Annotated in this window: 17 protein-coding genes; 16 read left to right on the forward strand and 1 reads right to left on the reverse strand. The window is 65.2% G+C overall.

All coding sequences use genetic code 11. From position 1 onward, the window contains the following. Positions 1 to 34: 34 nt before the first annotated feature. Positions 35 to 484: a cupin domain-containing protein gene (locus RAD04_RS12530; RefSeq protein ID WP_091961381.1), complete on the reverse strand. Its 450-nt coding sequence runs from the start codon at positions 482 to 484 to the stop codon at positions 35 to 37. A 138-nt stretch (positions 485 to 622) separates the two neighbouring features. Here RAD04_RS12530 and RAD04_RS12535 point away from each other — a divergent pair, with 138 nt between their 5' ends. The 16 genes from RAD04_RS12535 to RAD04_RS12610 all read left to right on the forward strand — a co-directional run bounded on the left by RAD04_RS12535 (position 623) and on the right by RAD04_RS12610 (position 21,223). Continuing rightward, positions 623 to 1,648, forward strand: a complete 1,026-nt coding sequence (locus tag RAD04_RS12535; protein ID WP_461624035.1) for an ABC transporter substrate-binding protein — start codon at positions 623 to 625, stop codon at positions 1,646 to 1,648. Positions 1,649 to 1,678: 30 nt separating this feature from the next. Continuing rightward, entirely contained in the window at positions 1,679 to 2,383 is a 705-nt protein-coding gene (locus tag RAD04_RS12540) for an NUDIX hydrolase (RefSeq protein WP_461624036.1), read from the forward strand. Positions 2,384 to 2,476: 93 nt separating this feature from the next. After that, complete coding sequence (locus RAD04_RS12545) at positions 2,477 to 3,787, forward strand: ABC transporter substrate-binding protein (protein ID WP_461624037.1); 1,311 nt, start codon at positions 2,477 to 2,479, stop codon at positions 3,785 to 3,787. 15 nt (positions 3,788 to 3,802) lie between these two features. Then, positions 3,803 to 4,570, forward strand: coding sequence for an ABC transporter ATP-binding protein (locus tag RAD04_RS12550; protein ID WP_461624038.1), 768 nt, complete (start codon positions 3,803 to 3,805; stop codon positions 4,568 to 4,570). A 2-nt stretch (positions 4,571 to 4,572) separates the two neighbouring features. Then, positions 4,573 to 5,277, forward strand: coding sequence for an ABC transporter ATP-binding protein (locus tag RAD04_RS12555; protein WP_038971199.1), 705 nt, complete (start codon positions 4,573 to 4,575; stop codon positions 5,275 to 5,277). 5 nt (positions 5,278 to 5,282) lie between these two features. Then, a complete protein-coding gene (locus RAD04_RS12560; RefSeq protein WP_461624039.1) occupies positions 5,283 to 6,164 on the forward strand; it encodes a branched-chain amino acid ABC transporter permease in 882 nt (293 codons plus the stop codon). Beyond that, complete coding sequence (locus tag RAD04_RS12565) at positions 6,161 to 7,180, forward strand: branched-chain amino acid ABC transporter permease (protein ID WP_461617853.1); 1,020 nt, start codon at positions 6,161 to 6,163, stop codon at positions 7,178 to 7,180. The genes RAD04_RS12560 and RAD04_RS12565 overlap by 4 nt, the downstream gene beginning before the upstream one ends. Continuing rightward, complete coding sequence (locus RAD04_RS12570; protein ID WP_461624040.1) at positions 7,140 to 8,069, forward strand: polyphosphate kinase 2 family protein; 930 nt, start codon at positions 7,140 to 7,142, stop codon at positions 8,067 to 8,069. Before RAD04_RS12565 ends, RAD04_RS12570 begins: the two co-directional genes overlap by 41 nt. Further along, positions 8,066 to 9,103: a patatin-like phospholipase family protein gene (locus RAD04_RS12575; protein WP_461624041.1), complete on the forward strand. Its 1,038-nt coding sequence runs from the start codon at positions 8,066 to 8,068 to the stop codon at positions 9,101 to 9,103. The genes RAD04_RS12570 and RAD04_RS12575 overlap by 4 nt, the downstream gene beginning before the upstream one ends. Before the next feature lie 803 nt (positions 9,104 to 9,906). Then, positions 9,907 to 12,246: a mechanosensitive ion channel domain-containing protein gene (locus RAD04_RS12580; RefSeq protein ID WP_461624042.1), complete on the forward strand. Its 2,340-nt coding sequence runs from the start codon at positions 9,907 to 9,909 to the stop codon at positions 12,244 to 12,246. Between the two features lie 103 nt (positions 12,247 to 12,349). Beyond that, a complete protein-coding gene (locus tag RAD04_RS12585; RefSeq protein WP_461624043.1) occupies positions 12,350 to 13,342 on the forward strand; it encodes a Bug family tripartite tricarboxylate transporter substrate binding protein in 993 nt (330 codons plus the stop codon). A 162-nt stretch (positions 13,343 to 13,504) separates the two neighbouring features. Further along, positions 13,505 to 15,157: an NAD-dependent malic enzyme gene (locus tag RAD04_RS12590; protein ID WP_461624044.1), complete on the forward strand. Its 1,653-nt coding sequence runs from the start codon at positions 13,505 to 13,507 to the stop codon at positions 15,155 to 15,157. A gap of 290 nt (positions 15,158 to 15,447) precedes the next feature. Further along, a complete protein-coding gene (locus RAD04_RS12595) occupies positions 15,448 to 15,840 on the forward strand; it encodes a BlaI/MecI/CopY family transcriptional regulator (RefSeq protein WP_018319749.1) in 393 nt (130 codons plus the stop codon). Next, positions 15,837 to 18,353, forward strand: coding sequence for a M56 family metallopeptidase (locus tag RAD04_RS12600; RefSeq protein WP_461624045.1), 2,517 nt, complete (start codon positions 15,837 to 15,839; stop codon positions 18,351 to 18,353). Before RAD04_RS12595 ends, RAD04_RS12600 begins: the two co-directional genes overlap by 4 nt. Before the next feature lie 144 nt (positions 18,354 to 18,497). Further along, positions 18,498 to 19,970: a DUF1800 domain-containing protein gene (locus RAD04_RS12605; protein ID WP_461624046.1), complete on the forward strand. Its 1,473-nt coding sequence runs from the start codon at positions 18,498 to 18,500 to the stop codon at positions 19,968 to 19,970. 2 nt (positions 19,971 to 19,972) lie between these two features. Further along, the gene (locus tag RAD04_RS12610; RefSeq protein WP_461624047.1) at positions 19,973 to 21,223 is read left to right on the forward strand and encodes a DUF1501 domain-containing protein; all 1,251 of its coding nucleotides are present in this window, start codon (positions 19,973 to 19,975) and stop codon (positions 21,221 to 21,223) included. Positions 21,224 to 21,236 lie beyond the last annotated feature (13 nt).

Here is a 21,236-nt window from a genome sequence, read left to right on the forward strand (position 1 = left end):
CCCGCGTATCAGCGCGGGCCCCCATCGCGAAGCATCAATCCAGCAGCTTGGTGTCGTCGGGCGCCTGGGGCGGCGTCTTGATCGCGATGGCCTTGACCTGTCCGCTGATCGGCTTGGTGCCGCCATGCGGCGTGCCCTTGGGGATGATGACGAGGTCGCCCGGCTTCACCGTGACCTCCTTGTCGCCGAGCCAGATCGTGCCGGTGCCGTCGAGAATGTACTGGATCTCGTTGGTATTGGGATGCATGTGCTTGGGCACATTGCCGACCTGGATCGAGATCGTGGCGCCGTCGGCGCTCGCGAACATTTTTGAGCGGAAGCCGACATTGTTGGCGGCGCCGAGCGCATCGCCTTCCATCTCTCCGGTGTGGATGATCTGCGCGGTGATGTTCTCGGCGGCGAGCGCCGGCCGGAGCAGCTGGTTCGCGCCGCATCCGGCGGCAAAGGCGGCGGCGATCGACAGCCCGATTGCAAGGCGATTCATGGATGATCCTCCCCATCACGAGTTTGTTGTTGTACCCGCATGCTATTGCGCCAAAAGGCCGATGGCCAGTGCCTTAGGCCACGCTTCTCAAGCCTGTCGCGCTGCTCTATGGTGCCGCCGGCCGAACGGAGGAAACCAATGAAGAACACGATTGCCAGGCTCGCCGCGGCGCTGCTCGCGCTGACGCTCACCACCGGATTTGCCGCGGCGCAAAGCAAGGTCACCATCGCGGTCGGCGGCGGCTCCTGCCTGTGCTATTTGCCGACGGTGCTGGCCAAGCAGCTCGGCGAATACGAAAAGGCCGGCCTCGATGTCGAGCTGGTCGACCTCAAGGGCGGCTCGGACGCGCTCAAGGCCGTGCTCGGCGGCAGTGCCGACGTCGTGTCCGGCTATTTCGACCATTGCGTCAATCTGGCTGCCAAGAAGCAGGAGCTCCAGGCTTTCGTGGTCTATGACCGCTATCCCGGCCTCGTGCTCGTGGTCGCGCCCTCGCGCACCAACGACATCAAGTCGGTCAAGGATCTCGCCGGCAAGAAGGTCGGGGTCAGCGCGCCCGGTTCCTCGACCGACTTCTTCCTGAAGTACATGCTCAAGAAGAACGGCATCGATCCGACCAGCGCCGCCGTGATCGGCGTCGGCCTCGGCGCCACCGCGGTCGCCGCGATGGAGCAGGGCCAGATCGACGCGGCCGTGATGCTCGACCCCTCCGTCACCGTGCTCCAGGGCAGCCACAAGGATCTGCGCATCCTGTCCGACACCCGCACGCAGAAGGATACGCTCGAGACTTTCGGTGGCGAATATCCCGGCGGCGCGCTGTACTCGACCGCCGCCTGGGTTGCCAAGCACGAGAAGGAGACCCAGGCGCTCACCAACGCGATCCTCGCCACGCTCGCCTGGATCCACTCGCATTCGCCAGAGGAGATCATGGCGAAAATGCCGGAAGAGACGGTCGGCAAGAACAAGGATCTCTATCTCGCCGCGCTGAAGAACACGATCCCGATGTTCTCCGAAACCGGCAAGATGGACCCGAAGGGCGCGGATGCCGTGCTCGCCGTGTTCAGCGTCGGCTCGCCCGAGGTGGCCAACGCCAAGATCGACGTCAGCAAGACCTTCACCAACAAGTTCGTCGAACAGGCCAAGAAGACCACGGGGACCGCCAAATAGCTGACGCGAAGGCGTGGTAGACGCCCCCTCATGATGTCACCGATCATTCATCGCGTCACGACGCTTGCTCTTGCCGTGCGGCCGATCCTCTGGCCGTTCGCCGAGGAGCGTCGCGACGAGATCGCGGCGCACTTCGCCGAAAAGCAGCGTGAGCGGCCGAAGATCTGGAACGGCCGCGTCCTGCTCGGGTGCGATCCCGTGTTCACGGACGGCCATTTCTCCTCGACCTATTTCGAGACCGATTTCGCAAGCTTCCTCGCCTGGCGCGACTGGGGCTTTCCCGGCGCTCCCGTATTCAACGGGTTTGGCATGGGCGCGCTGCGCACGTCCGACGGCGCCTTCCTGATGGGCGAGATGGCGCAGCACACCGCGAACGCAGGCCGCATCTATTTCCCGTCGGGCACGCCCGATCTCGACGATGTCAGGGATGGGACGCTTGATATTCCCGGCAGCGTCGTCCGCGAAATTCAGGAGGAGACCGGCTTGACGGCGGCGGACTATCAGGCCGAGCCGGACTGGTATTGCGTCGTCAGCGGCCCCACGATTGCGATGATGCAGGTGCTCAACCTCGATATGCCCGGCGACGAGGCTCGCGCCCGGATCGAAGCCAATCTCGCCTGTGAGGACGAGCCTGAATTGTCGGCGATTCATCTCGTGCGCGGGATGGGTGATCTCACGCCGACCATGCCGCGATTTGTCACGGCCTTTATCGAGCAGCAGTTCGCCTCGCGCTGATGCGCGAGGCTTGACATCCCTGCGCTCTGCCCATGTGATGGGGGCAACCAAAAGCAAGACGAATGCAATGCACAATCGTCCAGGGAGGTTTTGATGCGCCTGCGCATGGCTGCCCGATTGGTACGTGGGCTGGTGATCGCGATATCCGCGACGAGCCTGGCGGTGGCCGCCCAGGCTCAGGACAAGAAGATCAAGATCGGCGTCGTTTTTGATTTGACCGGACCTCTGGCCGGCGGCGGTTCCGAACTCGGCTATATCGGCGCAAAGATCATACTCGACCATTTCGCCAAGACCGGCGTCGAAGGCTACAAGATCGAGGCGGTCTATGCCGATGCGCAGAGCAAACCCGACATCGCCATCAACGAATCCGTCCGCCTGCTCGAGCAGGAGAAGGTCGACATGGTGCTCGGCTTCTTCTCCTCGGCGCAGTGCGTGCCGGTGGCCGCTCGCGTCGAGCAGCTCAAGAAGTTCATGTGGATGACCACCTGCATCTCGTCCGCCGTGTTCAACGAGAAGGGTTACAAATACGTTTTCCGCCCGCAGGCGAGCGGCGACCAGTTCGGCATGATGACGATGGATTTCATCGCGCAGAACGCCAAGGCGAAGTTCGACAAGGAGCCAAAGGACCTGCGCGTCGCCATCATCCACGAGGACGGCGCCTATGGCGTCGACGTCTCCAAGGGCAACGAGGCAGGCGCGAAGAAAGCCGGCTTCAACGTCGTGATGAAGGAGGGCTATTCGGCGACGGCGCCCGATCTGTCCGCACTGGTGACCAAGCTGAAGCGCGCCAAGCCCGACGTGATCTTCCACACCGGCTACAACCCCGACATCACGCTGCTGCTCCGCCAGGCCCGCGAGCAGGGCCTGAAGTTCGGCGCGCTGATGGGGCATGGCGCGGGTTACGGCGTCTATGAGAAGTTGAAGGAAGGCATGGGGGCCGACGCCACCTACATCTTCAACGCCGACCCGACCTCGATCTGGCTCGCCAACCAGAAGACCATGGATCCGAAGCTCCCGCCCGTGATCAAGATGGTCGGTGAGGAGTTCGACAAGATCCGGCCCGGGGTTGCCATCCGCTCCGCCCATGTCGGCATCGGCGCGTCCAACACTTACGTGTTCATGGCCGACGTGCTGCCGCGCGCGATCAAGAAGTACGGCGGCGTCGATCCCGATGCGCTGCGCAAGGCGGCGCTCGACACTGACATCCCCGAAGGCGGCACCATGCTCGGCTTCGGCGTGAAGTTCTACGGCGAGGGCAGCCCCATGGCCGGGCAGAACGAGCGCTCGTTCCCCGTCGTGATCCAGTATATCGACGACAAATCCTCCGTGGTGTGGCCGAAGAGCCAGGCGCAGCGCGAAGCCGTGCTGCCGCTGCCGAAAGGCACCACCTACAGCAACCAATAGCGGCGGAGTGCTCTGGTGCTGGAGGTCAGTGGGCTGGTGAAGCGGTTCGGCGGCTTCACCGCCGTCAACAACGTGTCGTTTCAGGTTGATCAGGGCGAGATCCTCGGCCTGATCGGGCCGAACGGTTCGGGCAAGAGCACGATCTTCAACATGCTCTCCGGCACGCTGGCGCCGACATCGGGCTCGATCGTGTTCGGCGGCTCCGAGATCGCGGGCCTCGCACCGCACCGCATCATCAACAGCGGCGTCGGCCGCACCTTCCAGATTCCGCGGCCGTTCCGCCGCCTGACCATCTTCGAGAACGTCGCGCTCGCCGGCTTTTACGGCCAGGGCCGCCACAGCCGCGTCAAGGCCGAGGAAGCGGCCGAACGGTCACTCGCGATGGTCGGCCTGCCGACCGATCGCCATGCCAGCGTCGACGGTCTCGGCGCAGCGGGGTTGAAGAAGCTCGAGCTTGCGAAAGCGCTCGCCACGGCGCCAAAGCTGCTGCTGGCCGACGAGAGCCTCGGCGGTCTCGACGAAACCGAGATGGATCAGGCCGCCGACATGTTGCGCAACATCCGCGACGAGCTCGGCATCACCATCATCTGGGTCGAGCACATCATGGGCGTGCTGATGCGCGTCGTCGATCGCGTCATGGTGCTCGATCACGGGGAGAAGATATCGGAAGGCTTGCCGAGCGCGGTCGCGGGCGACCCGCGCGTGATCGAGGTCTATCTCGGCACCGATGCCGAGACCACGCAGGCCGCGGCCGCCGAAGCGCGCCGCCGCGCGGGAGGCTAGGCATGCTGGAGCTCCGCGCCGTCAATGCCGGCTATGGCACGTTCCAGGCGCTGTTCGATGTCAATCTCGACGTGAAGGCCGGCGAAGCCGTCGGCGTCATCGGCCCCAATGGCGCCGGCAAGACCACCCTGATGCGTGTCATCTCCGGCCTGATCCGGCCCTCGCGCGGGTCGATCCGGATGGAGGGGACCGACGTCGTGGCAACGCCGCCGCACAAGATCGTCAGCCTCGGGATTGCGCATGTGCCGGAGAACCGGCGACTGTTTCCGCAGCTCTCGGTCGACGACAATCTCAAGATGGGCGCCTTCATGAAGGAGGCGCGCAGCCACTATGCCGATCGGCTCGAAGTGGTGTTCGGCCTGTTTCCGCGCCTGAAGGAACGGCGCCACCAGATGGCGGGCACCATGTCCGGCGGCGAGCAGCAGATGTGCGCGATCGGCCGCGCGCTGATGTCCAATCCAAAGCTGCTGCTGCTCGACGAGCCCTCGGCGGGGCTGGCGCCGGTCGTGGTGCAGCAGGTGTTCGAGCTGGTGAAGCGGATCCGCGCCAGCGGGCTGACCGTGCTGATCGTGGAGCAGAACGTGCAGCAAGTGCTGAAAGTGGTCGATCGCGCCTATCTGATCGAGGCGGGCACCATCCGGGCGTCCGGCACGTCCGCCGAGATGCTGGCGAGCGACACGGTCAAGGAAGCGTATCTCGGGGTGTGAGGGGCATGCAGGCATTCTTGGACGTCTTCGACATCTATCTTCTGGAGGCCGTGATCAACGGCATCCTGCTCGGCGGCGTGCTGGCGCTGCTCGCGCTCGGGCTGAACCTGATCTTCGGCGTGATCGACGTGACCTGGATCTGCTATGCCGAGCTGGTGATGATCGGCATGTACGCCATGTATTTCATGGTGCAGTATTACGGCGTCAGCTATTTCGTCGCCGCGCCTCTCACCATCGTGCTGGTCGCGATCCTCGGCGCCGCGCTGCATTACCTCGTGATCGCGCCGCTACTGACCGCGCCGCCGATCAACCAGCTGCTCGCCACCGGCGGCGTGCTGTTCGTGCTGCAGAGCTTTGCCACCGTCGCCTTCGGCATCGACTTCCGCAATCTCGGCATCCGCCTGCCGGTGCTCGCCCTCGGCGACATGAATTTCAGCTACGCGCGGTTGCTGTCGTTTCTGGCCGCGCTGGTCGGCATGGTCGCCGTCTATCTGTTCATGACCCGCACCTTCACCGGCACCGCGATCCGCGCCATCTCGCAGGACCGGCAGATCATGGCGTTGATGGGGGTCGACACCAAGCGGATCTATCTCATCACCTCTGCAATCGGCGGCGGGTTGGCCGGGCTCGCCGCCTGCCTCCTGGTGCTGCAATATGACGTGCATCCCTTCGTCGGCCTCTCCTTTGGGCCGATCACCTTCTTGATCTGCGTGCTCGGCGGGCTCGGCAATTTCATCGGCGGCTTCATCGCCGCCTTCGTGTTTGCCGAGATCATTTCGCTCGGGGGCCTGTTCTCCGATCTGGAATGGGGCTATGTGCTCGCCTTCGCCTTCTTCATCGTCATGATGTTCATCCGGCCCGCGGGCCTGCTCGCGAGGCGCCGATGATGGGGCAGGGACGGCTTGCAGCATGGGGGATTGGGTTGGCGGCGCTGGTCGCGCTGCCCTTCGTCTATCGCGATCCCTATCATTTGCACATCCTGGTGCTGATCCTGATCTGGTCGTTCGCCTACACGTCGTGGTCGATGATGGGGCGGTTCGGCCTCGTCTCGCTCGGTCATGGCGGCTTCATGGGGATCGGCGCCTATGTCACTGCGCTGCTCTGGAACCACCTCGGCGTGTCGCCCTGGATCGGCATTCCCGTCAGCATGGTCGCGGCCGGCGCACTGGCCCTGATCGTCGGCTACCCCTGCTTCCGATTCCGCATCACCGGACACTATTTCGTGCTGGTGACGCTGGCACTGTCAGGCATCGTGCTCCAGGTCATCACGGCGACGCGCGACTACACCGGCGGCTCGCTGGGCTACACGCCGAATCGAACTTCGGGCAACAAGCTGCTGGCACTGCAGTTCGACGACAAGATCACCTGGTATCTGATTGCGCTCGGGGTCTGGCTGTTCGGCATCGTGGTCTGGCACTGGGTCGACCGCAGCATGAGCCGCTACGCGCTGGAGGCGATCTCGGAGGACGAGGACGCAGCCGCCGCCGCCGGCGTCGACGTCACCGCGGAGAAGCTGAAGATCACGCTGCTCAGTGCCCTGATGACGGCGCTCGCGGGCGCGATCTACTGCCAGTACCAGATGTTCATCACGCCCGACACCGTCAGCGGCATCGCGGTGTCGCTGCAGATGGTGTTCGCGGCCATCGTGGGCGGCCTGTTCGTCTCGCTCGGCCCGACCTTTGGCGCCGTGATCACCATCCTGCTGGCGGAAACCCTTCGCATCGGCTTCGGCACCAAGGCGGTCGGCTGGGACAATCTCGTCTACGGCGTGCTGCTGGTCCTTTTCATCATATTCCTTCCCAAGGGCATCCTTGGTAGCTTGCTCGACCGACTGAAGCCGCAACGCAAGGTGCCCCGCGCTCATGAGCAAGAAGCCGTCCAAATCGCTCGCCCAGGAACTTGACCGCTACATCACGCCGTTCCGCTATGACGGCTCGGGCAAGTTTCATCTCAAGGCGCACAAGACCGACGAGAAGGGCGATCTCGACAAGGAGAAGGCGCTGGCGCTTCTCGACGCCAACAAGAAGCGGCTGATCGGATTTCAGGAGAAGCTCTATGCCCAGGACCGCTGGTCGCTTCTGATCGTGTTTCAGGCCATGGACGCCGGCGGTAAGGACAGCGCCATCAAGGCGATCTTCGAGGGCATCAATCCGCAAGGATGCGAGGTCCATGCCTTCAAGGCGCCGAGCAGCAAGGAGCTCGACCACGATTTCCTCTGGCGCCACGCGATCGCGCTGCCCGAACGCGGCCATATCGGCATCTTCAACCGCTCCCATTACGAGGAATGCCTGGTGACGCGCGTGCACCCGGAGATCCTCGCCAAGGAGAAGCTGCCGCAAAAGCTCGTCACCAAGAACATCTGGAAGGAGCGGTTCGAGGACATTGCCGCCTGGGAGCGGTATCTCTGCCGCAACGGCACCGTGGTGCTGAAGTTTTTCCTCAACGTGTCCAAGGACGAGCAGCGCGAGCGCTTCCTCGATCGGCTGGAGGATCCGGCCAAGCAGTGGAAGTTCTCCATGGACGACATCAAGGAGCGCGCGCTGTGGCCGCGCTACCAGGCGGTCTACCAGGACATCGTCCGGCACACCTCGACGCCGCATGCGCCGTGGTACGTCGTGCCCGCGGACCACAAATGGTTCGCGCGCGTCGTGATCGGCTCGGTGATCAATGCCGCGCTCGAAAAGCTCGACCTGCGTTTCCCTCGCGCCGACAAGGCCTCGGTGGCGGAGTTCGACGAGGTGCGCAAGGCCTTGGAGAAAGAGGGGACGGGAGGCAAGAAGAAAGCAAAGTGACAGCCAATCGGACCGCCGACCGCAAGACCGTCAATTTCGCGCTCCAGGGCGGCGGCGCGCACGGCGCCTTCGTCTGGGGCGTGCTCGACCAGGTGCTCGAAGACGGCAGGCTCGCGATCGAGGCGGTCAGCGCGACCAGTGCCGGCGCCATGAATGCGGTGGCGATGGCTTCCGGCATGGCGCACGGGGGCGCGGAGGCCGCGCGGGAGAGCCTGCACGCATTCTGGTACGAAGTGTCTCGCATGGACATGGCGTACGATTTGATGTCGCCGCTGAATCAGTGGATCCAGGCCCTGAAGCTGCCGCCGGAATATCATCCGGTTCACGCCGTCATCCACACGTTGACGCACACGCTACCGCCGGGTCTGCTCAATCCCTTTCATTTCAATCCGCTCCGGTCGCTCTTGCAGCGGGTCGTCGATTTCGATCGGCTCAATTCCTCGCCCGCGGCGCCGCAACTGTTCCTCAACGCGACCAACGTCCGCACCGGCAAGATCAAGGTATTTCAGAGCCCGCATCTCACCGCGGAGACCGTACTGGCCTCGGCCTGCCTGCCGCCCTATTTCCAGGCCGTCGAGATCGACGGCGAGCATTATTGGGACGGCGGCTATCTCGGCAATCCCGCGATCTTCCCGCTGATCTACCGCAAGGGCAGCCACGACGTCATCGTCGTGCAGGTCACGGCCATCCGGCGCGACGAGCTGCCGACGAGCGCGGCCGACGTCCTCCATCGCATCAACGAGATCAGCTTCAATTCGTCCCTGATGCGCGAGATGCGCGCGATCGCCTTCGCCACACGGCTGATCGACGATGGCGAGCTCGACAGCGGCAAGCACAGCCGCATGTACATGCACTGGATCGGCAATGACCAACTGATGTCGCAGCTCGGCACGGCCACGCAATTCCATCCCGAATGGAGCCTGTTGTGCCGCCTGCGCGACGAGGGCCGTTCGGCGGCGCGAAGCTGGCTGGCGCGCAACTTCGACCGGGTCGGGACGGCCTCGACGGTGGACCTTGCCGACATGTTTCTCTAGGCCACAGACAAAAACTACGAAAACGACCCCATGCACAGTAGCTGGGCGTAGCGGAATCAATGGCTTGCCGGCGGGTGTCACATAAATGCGGATTTTACGAAATCAACTTGATGCGTCGGGCAAAATAGATGCTGTGCCAACCCCTGCGGAACTGACGCCTCCAATTGTGATCGCGCACTTGTCGATCCCGCTTGACAGTTTTGTGGCACAGGAGGAGCATTCCGCTGGTCGCAATAAGCGACGCGCAACGTCCACCTCATGAGCAAGGGGAGGTCTATGACTCCACCTCCGCAAATCCAGCCGCGTTAAGTGCGATGGAGCTCGTTCGGACTATCGCATAGCGGCGGAAACCGCGAACGGCACGCCGGGTCAAGGTTTAGCGGGCTGCATCAGTGAGGCAAAGCCCCTACCTTCCCGGCGCTGTATTTTGCATCACATCGATCGTGTCCGGATGGCCGTGTCGAGGCGACCGCGACAGGTGATTTTGACATCCTGCTTTTCTCCTCCACCTTCCTCCTTGCCGTCATTCCGGGCCGCCTCCCGGAATGACGGAGGGTGTTGCATGGCAGTTCGGCTGGCCCGAGCGCGTCTCAAAGGATGGCCGCAGCGCAATTGCCAGGCCACTGACCCGCGCCGATGGTTCCCCGATCTTCGCATTGCGGCAAATGCCAAGAGAATGTCGCCTCAAAGGCCAACTTCCGACACAGGCCGGAGGCGAATAGCTGCGATCCGACATGACGCATGTGCTTCGGCGGTGACGGTCCCGACGCCGCCGGCTCATTCATTTTTTCCAGGGAATCCTCGTGTCGCATAAGCTTGCCCCGGCGGTCCTCGCCGCTCTCTTCCTCGCGATCTCCTCTTTCTCCGGTGTCCGCGCCGAAACGCCTCGGCCGGCGACCAACAATGCCGCCGCACTGTCGCCCGACGAAGCCAGGCGCGCGCTGGAGACGCTCCAGGACGACAAGAAGCGCGCGCAGATGATCGATACGCTGCGCGCGATCGCGAGTGCGTCCGGTCAGCAGCAGCCTGCGCCGCCCGCGCCCGAGCATAAATCGCCAATTCCGCTGGCGGCCGACGGCCTCGGCGCGCAACTCCTGCTCACGGTGTCGGAGGAGATCGGCGCGATCTCGAGCGAGATCGCCAGCATGGCGCGGACGCTCACGCACTTCCCGGCCTTCTACTACTGGTTCCTGCGGACTGCGAACGATCCTGCCGCCTACAATCTCCTGATCGAGATCGCCTGGAAGCTGGCGCTGGTGCTCGGCTGCGCCCTTGCGGCCGAGTGGGTGATCTTTCGCCTGATCCGCCGCCCGGTCGCGTTCCTGGAAGGACGCGTGCCGCAAACCGCGCACCTGCCGGCACAGGTGATCCCCATTGCCGACCCGCCGTCCTCAACGGCCGATGTCACGCCCGCGCCCGACTTGAACAAGCGACGCCACAGCCTCGCGCGCGTGTGGCAGGTCCTGTTGCGGCTGCCCTTCGTACTGGGACGTCTCGTGCTCGAACTGCTGCCGGTGGTCATCTTCGTCGGCGTCGCCACCGCGCTGCTCGGCACCGAGATCGGCGAGCCCACGACCGTTCGCCTCGTGATCCTCGCGGTGGTCAATGCCTACGCCTTCTCGCGCGGACTCATCTGCGTGATCCGGGCGCTCGCGGGACCGTTCGGGCTATTTCCGGTCCGAGCCGAGACCGCGGCCTATATCGAGATCTGGGCGCGCCGCATCGTCGGCGTCGGCGTCTCCGGCATCGCCTTTGCCAATGTGGCCCTGCTGCTCGGCCTGCATCGTACCGGTTATGCGGCGCTGCTGCGCATGGTAATGCTGGTCGTGCACCTCTTCATCGTCGTCATCATCCTGCAATGCCGCCGGCAGGTCGCCGAGGCCATCCGTGCGCCGGCCGAGCGGCAGGGCATCGCGGCCCGCCTGCGCAACCGCGTCGCCGGCGGATGGCACTATCTCGCCATCGCGCTCGATCTTGCGCTGTGGGCCGTGTGGGCGCTCAACATCCGCAACGGCTATTCGCTGCTTTTGCAGTATTTCGTCGGTACGGTCGTGGTGGCGCTGGTCACGCGCGTCGCCATCATGCTGACGCTCAGCCTGATCGACCGCGGCTTCCGCATCAAGCCGGAGATCCTCCAGCGCTTTCCCGGTCTCGAGATCCGCGCCAACCGCTATCTGCCGCTGCTGCGCAAGATCGTATCCGGCGTGATCGGCTTCATCGGCTTCGTCGCCGTGCTCGAGGTCTGGGGCGTGGACGCCATCGTCTGGTTCTATGGCGGCCAGATCGGCAGCCGGCTGATCTCGGCCGTGGTGACGATCGGCCTCGCCGTCCTGATCGCGGCGGCGATCTGGGAAGCCAGCAACGCGCTGCTGGACCGCCAGATCAACACGCTGTCGCGGGACGGGCACTACGCCCGTGCCGCGCGGTTGCGCACCTTTCAGCCGATGCTGCGAACGGCGCTGCTGTGCCTGATCGCCACCGTCGTCGGCCTCACCGCGCTGAGCGAGATAGGCGTCAACGTCGCGCCGCTTTTGGCAGGCGCCGGCATCGTCGGCATCGCCATCGGCTTCGGCTCGCAGAAGCTGGTGCAGGATCTCATCACCGGTCTCTTTTTGCTGCTGGAGAACACGGTCCAGGTCGGCGACAATGTCAGCGTGTCGGGGCTGTCTGGCGTGGTCGAGAACGTCTCGATCCGCACCATCCGTCTGCGCGCCGGCGACGGCGCCGTGCACATCGTGCCGTTCAGCGCGGTCACGACCATCACCAATGCCAGCCGCGGCGCCGGCAACGCCTCGGTCAGCGTCAACGTCGCCTACAAGGAAGACACCGACCGCGCCGGCCAGATCCTCAAGGACATCGTCGACGAGATGCGCCGTGAACCGGAATTCCGCCCGCTGATCCGCGGCGACCTCGATCTGTGGGGCATCGACAAGGTCGACGGCGCGATGGTGTCGATCGTCGGCCAGATCCGCTGCACCGAGGCCGGGCGCTGGCCGGTCCAGCGCGAATTCAACCGCCGCATGAAGCTGCGCTTCCAGCAGAACGGCATCGACGTCGCATCCGCCACCCAGACCATCCTGATGCACGTCGTGCCGCCGGCAGATGGCGCGGCCAATCTGACGCCGCGGCGGGCGGCCGGATAGCCATCGGCTGTAACTTCCGGCTTGCCTCCGCCCGTCCGGCAGCGTTCACTCGCCCTCCAGCCCGCTGACAACATGCGGGCGGCAAAAAGGGTGGGAGAGGCTGATGCGGGGGCTGTGGGCCGTATTGCGCGGCCATGTGATCGTCGTTGGCGCGTTGATCGGATGCGCGATGTGGTGCGCACCGGCAAGGGCCCAGTCATCGCGCCCGATCACCCTCATCGTACCGTTCGCGGCGGGCGGCCCGACCGACACGCTGGCGCGGATCCTGTCCGAGCGGATCGCCGCCGAGCTGCACACCACGGTCGTGGTCGAGAACCTGGCCGGCGCTTCCGGCAGCATCGCCGGTGCGCGCGTGGCGCGTGCGACCCCGGACGGCACCACGATCACGATCGGCCATTGGGGCACCCATGTGCTGAACGGCGCGATCTTCAAGCTGCCCTATGACGTGATCGCTGATTTCGAGCCGGTCGCGATGATCGCGATGGGAACGCAGCTCATCGTCGGCAGGAAGTCGCTCGAGGCGAACAACCTGAAAGAGATGATCGCCTGGCTGAAGGCCAATCCCGGCAAGGCCACCGCCGGGACGGCCGGGGCCGGTACGGGCGCGCATGTCGCCGGCGTCTTCTTCAAGGACAAGACCGGCACCGACTTCCAGTTCGTGCCCTATCGCGGCGCAGGACCCGCCATGATCGATCTCGTCGCCGGGCAGATCGACATCATGTTCGACCAGGCCTCGAACTCGCTGCCGCACGTCAAGAACGGCGCGATCAAGGCCTTCGCGGTGACTTCGCCGACGCGGCTCGCATCTGCGCCCGATGTGCCGACCGTCGACGAAGCGGGCCTGCCGGGTCTCTACATCTCCTACTGGCACGGCATCTGGGCACCGAAGAACACGCCGAAGGACATCGTCACCAAGCTCAACGCGGCCATCATCGCCGTGCTCGCCGAGCCTGCCGTCAAGCAGCGCTTTGCCGAACTGGGGCAGGAGATACCGCTACCAGTGCAGCAGACGCCGGCAGCGCTTGCGGCGTTCCAGAAGGCCGAAACCGAGAAATGGTGGCCGATCGTGAAGGCGGCCGATATCAAGCCGGAATAGTGCGCGGCGTTAACCTTTTCTCGCGCGCGACTGCCAGTCGTTCGCGAAACTCTCGCTGCGGTGCGAGATCACAATCGATGCCTCAGTCGCTACGTCCTTGATCTCAATAGAGCGCTGGCCGACAATGTCCGCGGTTCAATATGAAGCTTCTTGGGGGAATTCGTGAATAGACCTGCCCGGGTCGTTGCCCAATCGACGTCGTCCAATCCGCCGCAAGGCATGACATTGCTGCGCGATCCCTTGCTCAACAAGGGCACCGCCTTCACGGAAGCCGAACGCGAGGCCCTGGGCCTGCGCGGCCTGCTGCCGCCTTGCGTGCTGACGATGGAGACGCAGGCTCAGCGCGTCCTCACCAATCTGCGCACGCTGCCGACCGATCTGGAGAAGTACGTCGCGCTGAACGCGCTGCATGACCGCAACGAGGCGCTGTTCTTCCGCGTCGTCGTCGACAACATCGACGAGATCCAGCCGATCATCTACACCCCGACGGTCGGGCTCGCCTGCCAGAAATTCGGCCTGATCTTCCAGCGGCCGCGCGGCATGTTCATCTCCTCGCGCGACCGCGGCCAGATCGCCGAGATTCTGAAGAACTGGCCCTATCCGGCCAAGCTGATCGTCGTCACCGACGGCGAGCGCATTTTGGGACTTGGCGATCTCGGTGCCAACGGCATGGGCATCCCGGTCGGCAAGCTCTCGCTCTACTCGGCCTGCGCGGGCGTGCATCCGGAAGCGTGCCTGCCTGTTGTGCTCGACGTCGGCACCAACAACGAAGAGCTCTTGAATGATCCCTATTATCTCGGCCTGCGCGAGCGGCGGCTGACGGGCGAAGCCTATGACAGCTTCGTCGACGAATTCATGCAAGCTGCACGAAAAACCTTTCCGGGCGTGCTGATCCAGTTCGAGGATTTCGCCAATCATTCGGCGTTCAAGCTGCTGCACAAATATCGCGACGAGGCCTGCGTCTTCAACGACGACATCCAGGGCACCGCGGCGGTCGCGCTCGCCGGCCTGTTCTCGGCGCTGCGCGTGAACGGCGGCAAGCTGAAGGATCAGAAGATCCTGTTCCTAGGGGCAGGCGAAGCGGCAACCGGCATCGCCGATCTCGTGGTGTCCGCGATGATGGCGGAGGGTGCTTCGGAAGCCGAAGCACTGCAGCGCAACTGGCTGGTGGATTCCCGCGGCCTCGTCGTCGGCGGCCGCGAAGGCCTCTCCGGCCACAAGCTGCGCTACGCCCACGCCGACCAGGCGCCGATCAGCGACTTCCTCAGCGCGATCAAGACGCTGAAGCCGACCGCGATCATCGGTGTCGCCGCGGTCGGCGGCGCCTTCACGCCCGAGGTGCTCAAGGCGATGGCCGAGCTCAACGAACAGCCGATCGTGTTCGCGCTGTCCAACCCGACCTCGAAGGCCGAATGCTCGGCGGAGGACGCCTATCGATACACCGATGGGCGCGCGCTGTTCGCCTGCGGCAGCCCATATGACCCGGTGACGCTCGACGGCCGCAGATTCGTGCCGCGCCAGGGCAACAACTCCTACATCTTCCCCGGCGTCGGCCTCGGCGTCATCGCCAGCGGCTCGAAGCTGGTGACCGACGAGATGTTCATGGCGGCGGCCCATACGCTCGCCGATTGCGTCGGCAAGGAGGACCTCGCGCAGGGCAGCCTCTATCCGGCCCTGCCGCGCATCCGCGAAGTCTCGGTCCGCATTGCCGCCGCCGTTGCGGATGTCGCCTATCAACGCGGGCTCGCCGACGGACCCGCGCCCAACGACGTCAAGGCTCTCGTGCAGTCGCAGATGTACGAACCGCATTACTAAGCCGCCATCCCCCGCCCAAGCGGCGCGGTTAGGGCGCGTCACGTGTCCGCCTCGTCATGGCCGGGCTTGTCCCGGCCATCCGCGTCTTGACGCGCGGTACGAAAGAACGTGGATGCCCGGGACAAGCCCGGGCATGACGACCTCGCATATTTCGCTTCCCTCAAATCACGAACCGGCAACTAGGTCAGCACACCGACACCATCCCAGGTGGAATCGCCGTTGTGCCGCGCGGCCGCATATGCGACAATCTGTAGCGTTACAAGAAAACTCAATCCGCAAGGTAAGTCGCCATGGACGATCGTTTGCCCGAACTGGGCGACCTCGAGCACGAGGTCATGCAATTGGTTTGGGCCCATGGTCCTGTCACGGCCGAAATCGTGCGCGAGCGCTTGTCGCGGCGTCTGAAGGAATCGACGGTGCGCACGGTGCTGCGTCGGCTCGAAGAAAAGGGCTATGCTAACCACACCGTGGACGGACGTACCTACGTCTACCAGGCCGCCGAGCCGCGCGCGAAGGTTGCGGCCAAGGCGGTGCAGCGCATCGTCGACTGGTTCTGCAACGGCTCGATCGAGGAGGTCCTCGTCGGCATGGTGGACAACAAGATGCTCGACCAGCAGCAATTGCGTACGCTGGCCGACCAGGTGGCCAAGGCGAAGAAGGCGAGGGGAGTGAAGAAAGAATGATCGCAACTCTGGCGGAGGCGGCACTGCGCTCCCTTGTGCTGGGAGGCGTCGTCTGGTTCGGTCTCAATCTGTTTCGCGTGCGCAATCCGCACGTTCACATGACGGCCTGGGTCGTCGTGCTGCTGGCCTCGCTGGCGATGCCCTTCGTGATGCATTGGCCGACGCTCACGATCACCCGGCTGCCTTTGCCGGTCGCCGTGCCGGATGATTTTCTGCCGGCCGACATCTCGATGCTGGAGACGCCGCAGCCCGCGCTGCCAGTCGCGCCCGGCATTGCTATCGCGCCGCAAGCCAAAAGCGGGCTCTCGATCAATTGGTGGCTCGTTGCCACCGCGATCTATGCCGGCATCGCCGGCCTGTTGCTGCTGCGGCTCGCGATCGGGCTCTGCCTGACCTGGCGTTTGGCGCGCGCGGCAAAGCCGATGAAGGGCCTGCAGATGATCGACGCCGACGTGCGCGTCAGCCGCGATGTCGGCGGCCCCGTCACCTTCGGCTCGACCATTCTGGTGCCGCCGCAATTCGCCAGCTGGGACGCGAAGAAGCGCCTCGCGGTGCTCGCGCATGAAGGCGCGCATGTCGTCAACCGTGATTTCTACGTCCTCCTGCTCGCATCGCTCAACCGCGCGGTGTTCTGGTTCAGCCCGTTCTCGTGGTGGCAGCTCGCGCGGCTTGCCGAGCTCGCCGAGATCATCAGCGATGCCGAGGCGATCGAGGTGATCGACGACCGGCTGTCCTATGCGGAAATCCTGCTCGATTTCGCCAGCACCGTGAAGCCAAGGCCGGTCGAGCTTGCGATGGCGCGGGCCTCGACCGTGCGCGCCCGTGTCGAGCGCATCATCGCGGCTGCTGCCATGCCCGTCGCGGTCAGCTGGCGCAAGCGGCTGTGGATCGCGGCTGCGATCGTCCCGGTGGTGATCGTGTCCGCCGGCATGATCGCCTATCGCACGCCGGACGCGGCACCCGTCGCCGCGGATGCCGGCGAGGTGCCCGCCCAGCATTACCGCCCGTTCGTCAATTTCTACGCGATGGGTCCGGCCTCGGTGTTCGCCATCTTCCGTGAGGGGGACGAGCTCTACGGCCAGCTCACGGGCCAGCGCAAGCTGCGCCTCACGGTCGGCAATGACGGCACGACGTCCTACGCGGCCTCGTCCGGCGAGATCGCCTTCGCGCTCGATGCGGAGCGCCGCTCGTCCGAGCTGACGCTGCGCATGAACGGCCGCGACATTCGTGCGGTTCGTGTCGCCGAGATGCCGGCGGCGGTAGCCGAGCCGGTATCGCTCGATCCGTATGTCGGTTGGTACAGGATTGCGCCAAACCGCGTGCTGACGGTGCGGCGTGACGGTGATCGGCTCCGGGTGCAGGAAACCGTGCTGGGCCCGGCGACGCTCCTCGCCGAAGGTGCCGACATCTTCTCAATCCGTGGCGAAAATCTCCTGATCTTCCTGCGTGACGAGCAATCAAAGGTCTCGCGCGTGCTGGTGCAGAATTCGGTCTTTGGCGCCCGCTTGGCGCCCCGGATCGATGCGGCGGTGGCTCAGGCGATCGAGGCGGATTTCGCGCGCCGCCTTGCGGAAGTGCCTGACCGATTCCGGGAGCAGGTCCCGGCGCCCGGCGGCAAGGAGATGATCTTGCGCGGCATCGAGGATCTTCGCCGCGGTACGCCGAACTACGATCGGATGAGTGCGCCGCTGGCGGCCAAGGTTCACCGGCAGCTCAGTGAGTCGCGGGCGACGTTCGTGGCGCTCGGCGCGGTGGAGTCGATCTTCTTCCGCGGCGTCGGCCCCGGCGGCTACGACATCTATGGCGCGAAGTTCGAGAACGGCACGGCGGAATTTCGCCTGATGATCGAGCCGGACGGCAAGGCCGGCGACGTGCTGTTCCGGGCCGACGGCAATGAGGAGCTCGGCGGCATCGTGCCTTGCGCGGAGGAGGCGAGCGTTCGCGGCCGCGCCGGCACCTCGCCGATCAGGATCATGCTCTACAACGAGATGACCGACGACATCCAGGTGGTCAATCTGGACGCGGACGGCAATCGCAGGGCGCAGATCGTCAGGCCCAACATGACCTGGTTCACCACCACCACCGTGAACAATCCCTGGATGATTGCCGACAAGTCGGGACGGTGTCTGGAGATCCTGATGCCGGGCCGGCAGACCCGCTTCCACAATGTCGAAGCTTCAAACCTCGGCGTGCGTCCGGGGCGCGCCGCCCGCCGCGCCGTTCCGATCGCCAATGGCGAGGCGATGCTGCGCCGCTATATCGAGGGCGTCGGCAGAGGACAGCCGGACTACGAGCACATGACTTCGGAAGTGGCCGACATCACGCGTCAGCAGTTGCCGTTCGACCAGGCGATCCTGGCGCGGCTCGGTGCGCTGCGTGCGGTCTCCTTCCGCGGCGTCACCGCGCTCGACAGCGACATCTACATCGCCCAGTTCGCCAATGGCTCGGCGGAATGGCGCATCGGCGTCAGGCACGACACCATCACGAAGATCGCGCTCGGGCCGAATTTCTGAGGGCGGCGGCCGCTCCCGATGTCTTGATGGAGGTGTTTCAATCTCCGCTTGTCTGCCAGTCCCACGAATGCTACGATCTGTAGCATTACAATTCGTAGCCTCGAGCGATGCCGTCGGGCGGGCTCGAAGAATTGGGCATTTGCCATGAGCAATTCCGCAAAGGCCGACGCCGTGCTGGCGCTCCATCGCTTCGGGATGGGGCCGCGGCCGGGCTCGATTGCCGCGCTGGGAAGCGACCCGCGCGGCGCGCTGATTGCCGAGCTCGACCGGCCGCTCGTGCTCGCCGCGGCGGCCAGCCTGCCCTCCAGTGCGAAAGCCTATCGCATCGTGGCCGATGCCAATGCTCGGCGCACGGCGCGGGCCAAGCAGGCGCAGCAGCAGGCCAAGAAGCAGCAGATGGCGTCGGCGCCCACCGCAGCTGACGACCAGGCTCAGCCGCAATCGCGGACGCAGGGGCAAGCGGGCCAGGAAAAGGACGCCGCCGAGATGGCGGCGAAGCAGGCCGCCGACGCTATTCCTGATCCCGGACGCCCGATGTATTTGCAGGAAGCCAAGCTGCGCACGGAGGCGGCGCTTGCCGCCGATATCGGCTTTGCCGAGCGGCTGGTCTGGTTCTGGTCCAATCATTTCTGCATCTCGGCCAACCGGATCCAGAGCATGTCCGGCGCCTATGAACGCGAGGCGGTTCGCGCCAATGCGCTTGGCCGGTTCGTCGACCTCCTGCTGGCCGTCGAAGGCCATCCGGCGATGCTGTTCTATCTCGACAATCTCGGTTCGATGGGGGCGAACTCGACCGCCGGCATCAACCGCAGCAGCGGCCTCAACGAGAACTTTGCCCGCGAGATCATGGAGCTGCATACGCTCGGCGTGCGCACAGGCTACACCCAGGACGACGTCATCAGCTTCGCCAACGTGCTGACCGGCTGGACGCTGGTGCCGCCGGGGGCCGATCCCCAGCATGGCGGCGACTTCACCTTCAATCCGCGGCTGCACGAGCCCGGCGGACAGACCGTGCTCGGCAAGCGCTATGAGCAGGAGGACGTCGAGCAGGGCCGCGCCGTGCTGCGCGATCTCGCGGTGCATCCGGCAACGGCGACCCATGTCGCGACCAAGCTCGCGCGCCATTTCGTCGCCGACGAACCGCCGCCGGCCCTTGTCGAGCAGATGGCGAAGGCGTTCCGCGACAGCGACGGCGATCTCAAGCAGGTCGCGACCCTGATGGTGTCGTCGGACGAGGCGTGGCGCGCGCCGCCGTCAAAGCTCAAGCGTCCCGGCGAATGGGTCGTCGGCATGGTGCGCGCAACCGGCATCACGCAGGTCGATCCCGTCCGCTTCACCGGCGGCCAGGAGCTGCTGGGAGAGGCGCTGTGGCGTCCGCCCGCGCCCAAGGGTCATCCGGATGATGAAGCAAGCTGGATCGACGGCGTCGGCCGGCGGCTCGACGTGGCCAACAATTTCGCGGAGCGCATCACCGGCATGGCCGATCCGCAAGCCATCATCAAGGACGTCTTTGCATCGCAGATCGCCCCCGAGGTGAAGCAGGCGGTCGGCCGCGCCGAGAGCCGGCAGCAGGCGCTGGCGCTGTTGTTCATGTCGGCGGATTTTCAGAGGAGGTGAGCATGGGCGTCGTCAATCATTTGCCCACGCGACGCGAGCTTCTGGTCGGCTCCGGTGCGCTGTTCGCATGGAGCCAGATGCCCAGGATCGCGCGCGCCGAAGGCCGCGATCCGCGCCTGCTCGTCATCGTGCTGCGCGGTGCGCTCGACGGTCTCGGTGCCGTCGCTCCGGTCGGCGATCCCGACTGGATCTCCTTGCGCGGCGATCGCGCGCTGCTGCTGGACGGCAAGCCGCCGGCGCTGCCGCTCGATGCCTTCTTCGCGCTCAATCCGGCGATGCCGAATTTGCACCGGCTCTACAAGAGCGGCAAGGCGGCGATCGTCCACGCAGTTGCGACGCCCTATCGCGAGCGCTCGCATTTCGATGGCCAGGACGTGCTGGAGAGCGGGCTCGTCAAGCCCGGTATGACCAGCTCCGGATGGCTCAACCGCGCGCTGCTCGCTCTGGAATCGGGCGGCCGCGTCGATCCGCGCGGCAGCCGCGCGCTCGGGATCGGCTCGGTGACACCGCTGGTGGTGCGCGGCTCGGCGCCGGTCATGACATGGGTACCGCAGAAATTGCTCCCGGCGAGCGAGGACACGCAGAGCCGCCTGCTCGATCTCTACCAGCACACCGACCCGAAGCTCGCGACCGTGCTGCAGGCGCGCATGAAGCTCGCTTCGCTCAGCGGGGCACCTGGCGCGGGCGACGCCATGTCGGACGATCCGACCCTGGCGCCGCCCGGCATCGCGCGCGTGCGCGCCTATTTCGCCGACGCCGCCGGCACCGCCGCTCGCTATCTCGCCAAGCCCGACGGTCCGCGCGTCGGCGCCATGGGCTTCGTCGGTTGGGATACGCACATCGCCGAAGGCGCGGCCTCGGGCCAGCTCTACAATCTGCTCGGCGCGCTCGACGGCGCCTTTGCCGCGATCGAGAGCAACATGGGCGACGCCTGGGGCGAGACCGTGGTCGCCGTGGTCACCGAGTTCGGTCGCACCGCGCGCATCAACGGAACGCAAGGCACCGATCACGGCACCGGCACGGTCGCATTCCTGATCGGCGGCGGGCTCGCCGGCGGCCGCGTCATCGCGGATTGGCCGGGGCTGAAGCCGGCGCAACTGTTCGAGGATCGCGATCTCAAGCCGACCACCGATCTGCGCGCCGTGCTGAAGGGCCTGCTCAAAGATCATTTGCGCGTCGAGGAGAAGGTGCTGGCGGATGTGGTTTTCCCCGGCAGCGCCGACGTCAAGCCGATGGGGGGCCTTGTGGCCTGAAGCCGCGATGTGC

The organism is Bradyrhizobium sp. 25ACV (assembly GCF_054863005.1).

What these genes read in the sequence shown, in the direction of transcription:
- RAD04_RS12530 (WP_091961381.1), bottom strand. Translation starts at nt 484, where the DNA reads ATGAATCGCCTTGCAATCGGGCTGTCGATCGCCGCCGCCTTTGCCGCC.
- RAD04_RS12535 (WP_461624035.1), top strand. Translation starts at nt 623, where the DNA reads ATGAAGAACACGATTGCCAGGCTCGCCGCGGCGCTGCTCGCGCTGACG.
- RAD04_RS12540 (WP_461624036.1), top strand. Translation starts at nt 1,679, where the DNA reads ATGATGTCACCGATCATTCATCGCGTCACGACGCTTGCTCTTGCCGTG.
- RAD04_RS12545 (WP_461624037.1), top strand. Translation starts at nt 2,477, where the DNA reads ATGCGCCTGCGCATGGCTGCCCGATTGGTACGTGGGCTGGTGATCGCG.
- RAD04_RS12555 (WP_038971199.1), top strand. Translation starts at nt 4,573, where the DNA reads ATGCTGGAGCTCCGCGCCGTCAATGCCGGCTATGGCACGTTCCAGGCG.
- RAD04_RS12560 (WP_461624039.1), top strand. Translation starts at nt 5,283, where the DNA reads ATGCAGGCATTCTTGGACGTCTTCGACATCTATCTTCTGGAGGCCGTG.
- RAD04_RS12565 (WP_461617853.1), top strand. Translation starts at nt 6,161, where the DNA reads ATGATGGGGCAGGGACGGCTTGCAGCATGGGGGATTGGGTTGGCGGCG.
- RAD04_RS12570 (WP_461624040.1), top strand. Translation starts at nt 7,140, where the DNA reads ATGAGCAAGAAGCCGTCCAAATCGCTCGCCCAGGAACTTGACCGCTAC.
- RAD04_RS12585 (WP_461624043.1), top strand. Translation starts at nt 12,350, where the DNA reads ATGCGGGGGCTGTGGGCCGTATTGCGCGGCCATGTGATCGTCGTTGGC.
- RAD04_RS12595 (WP_018319749.1), top strand. Translation starts at nt 15,448, where the DNA reads ATGGACGATCGTTTGCCCGAACTGGGCGACCTCGAGCACGAGGTCATG.
- RAD04_RS12600 (WP_461624045.1), top strand. Translation starts at nt 15,837, where the DNA reads ATGATCGCAACTCTGGCGGAGGCGGCACTGCGCTCCCTTGTGCTGGGA.
- RAD04_RS12605 (WP_461624046.1), top strand. Translation starts at nt 18,498, where the DNA reads ATGAGCAATTCCGCAAAGGCCGACGCCGTGCTGGCGCTCCATCGCTTC.
- RAD04_RS12610 (WP_461624047.1), top strand. Translation starts at nt 19,973, where the DNA reads ATGGGCGTCGTCAATCATTTGCCCACGCGACGCGAGCTTCTGGTCGGC.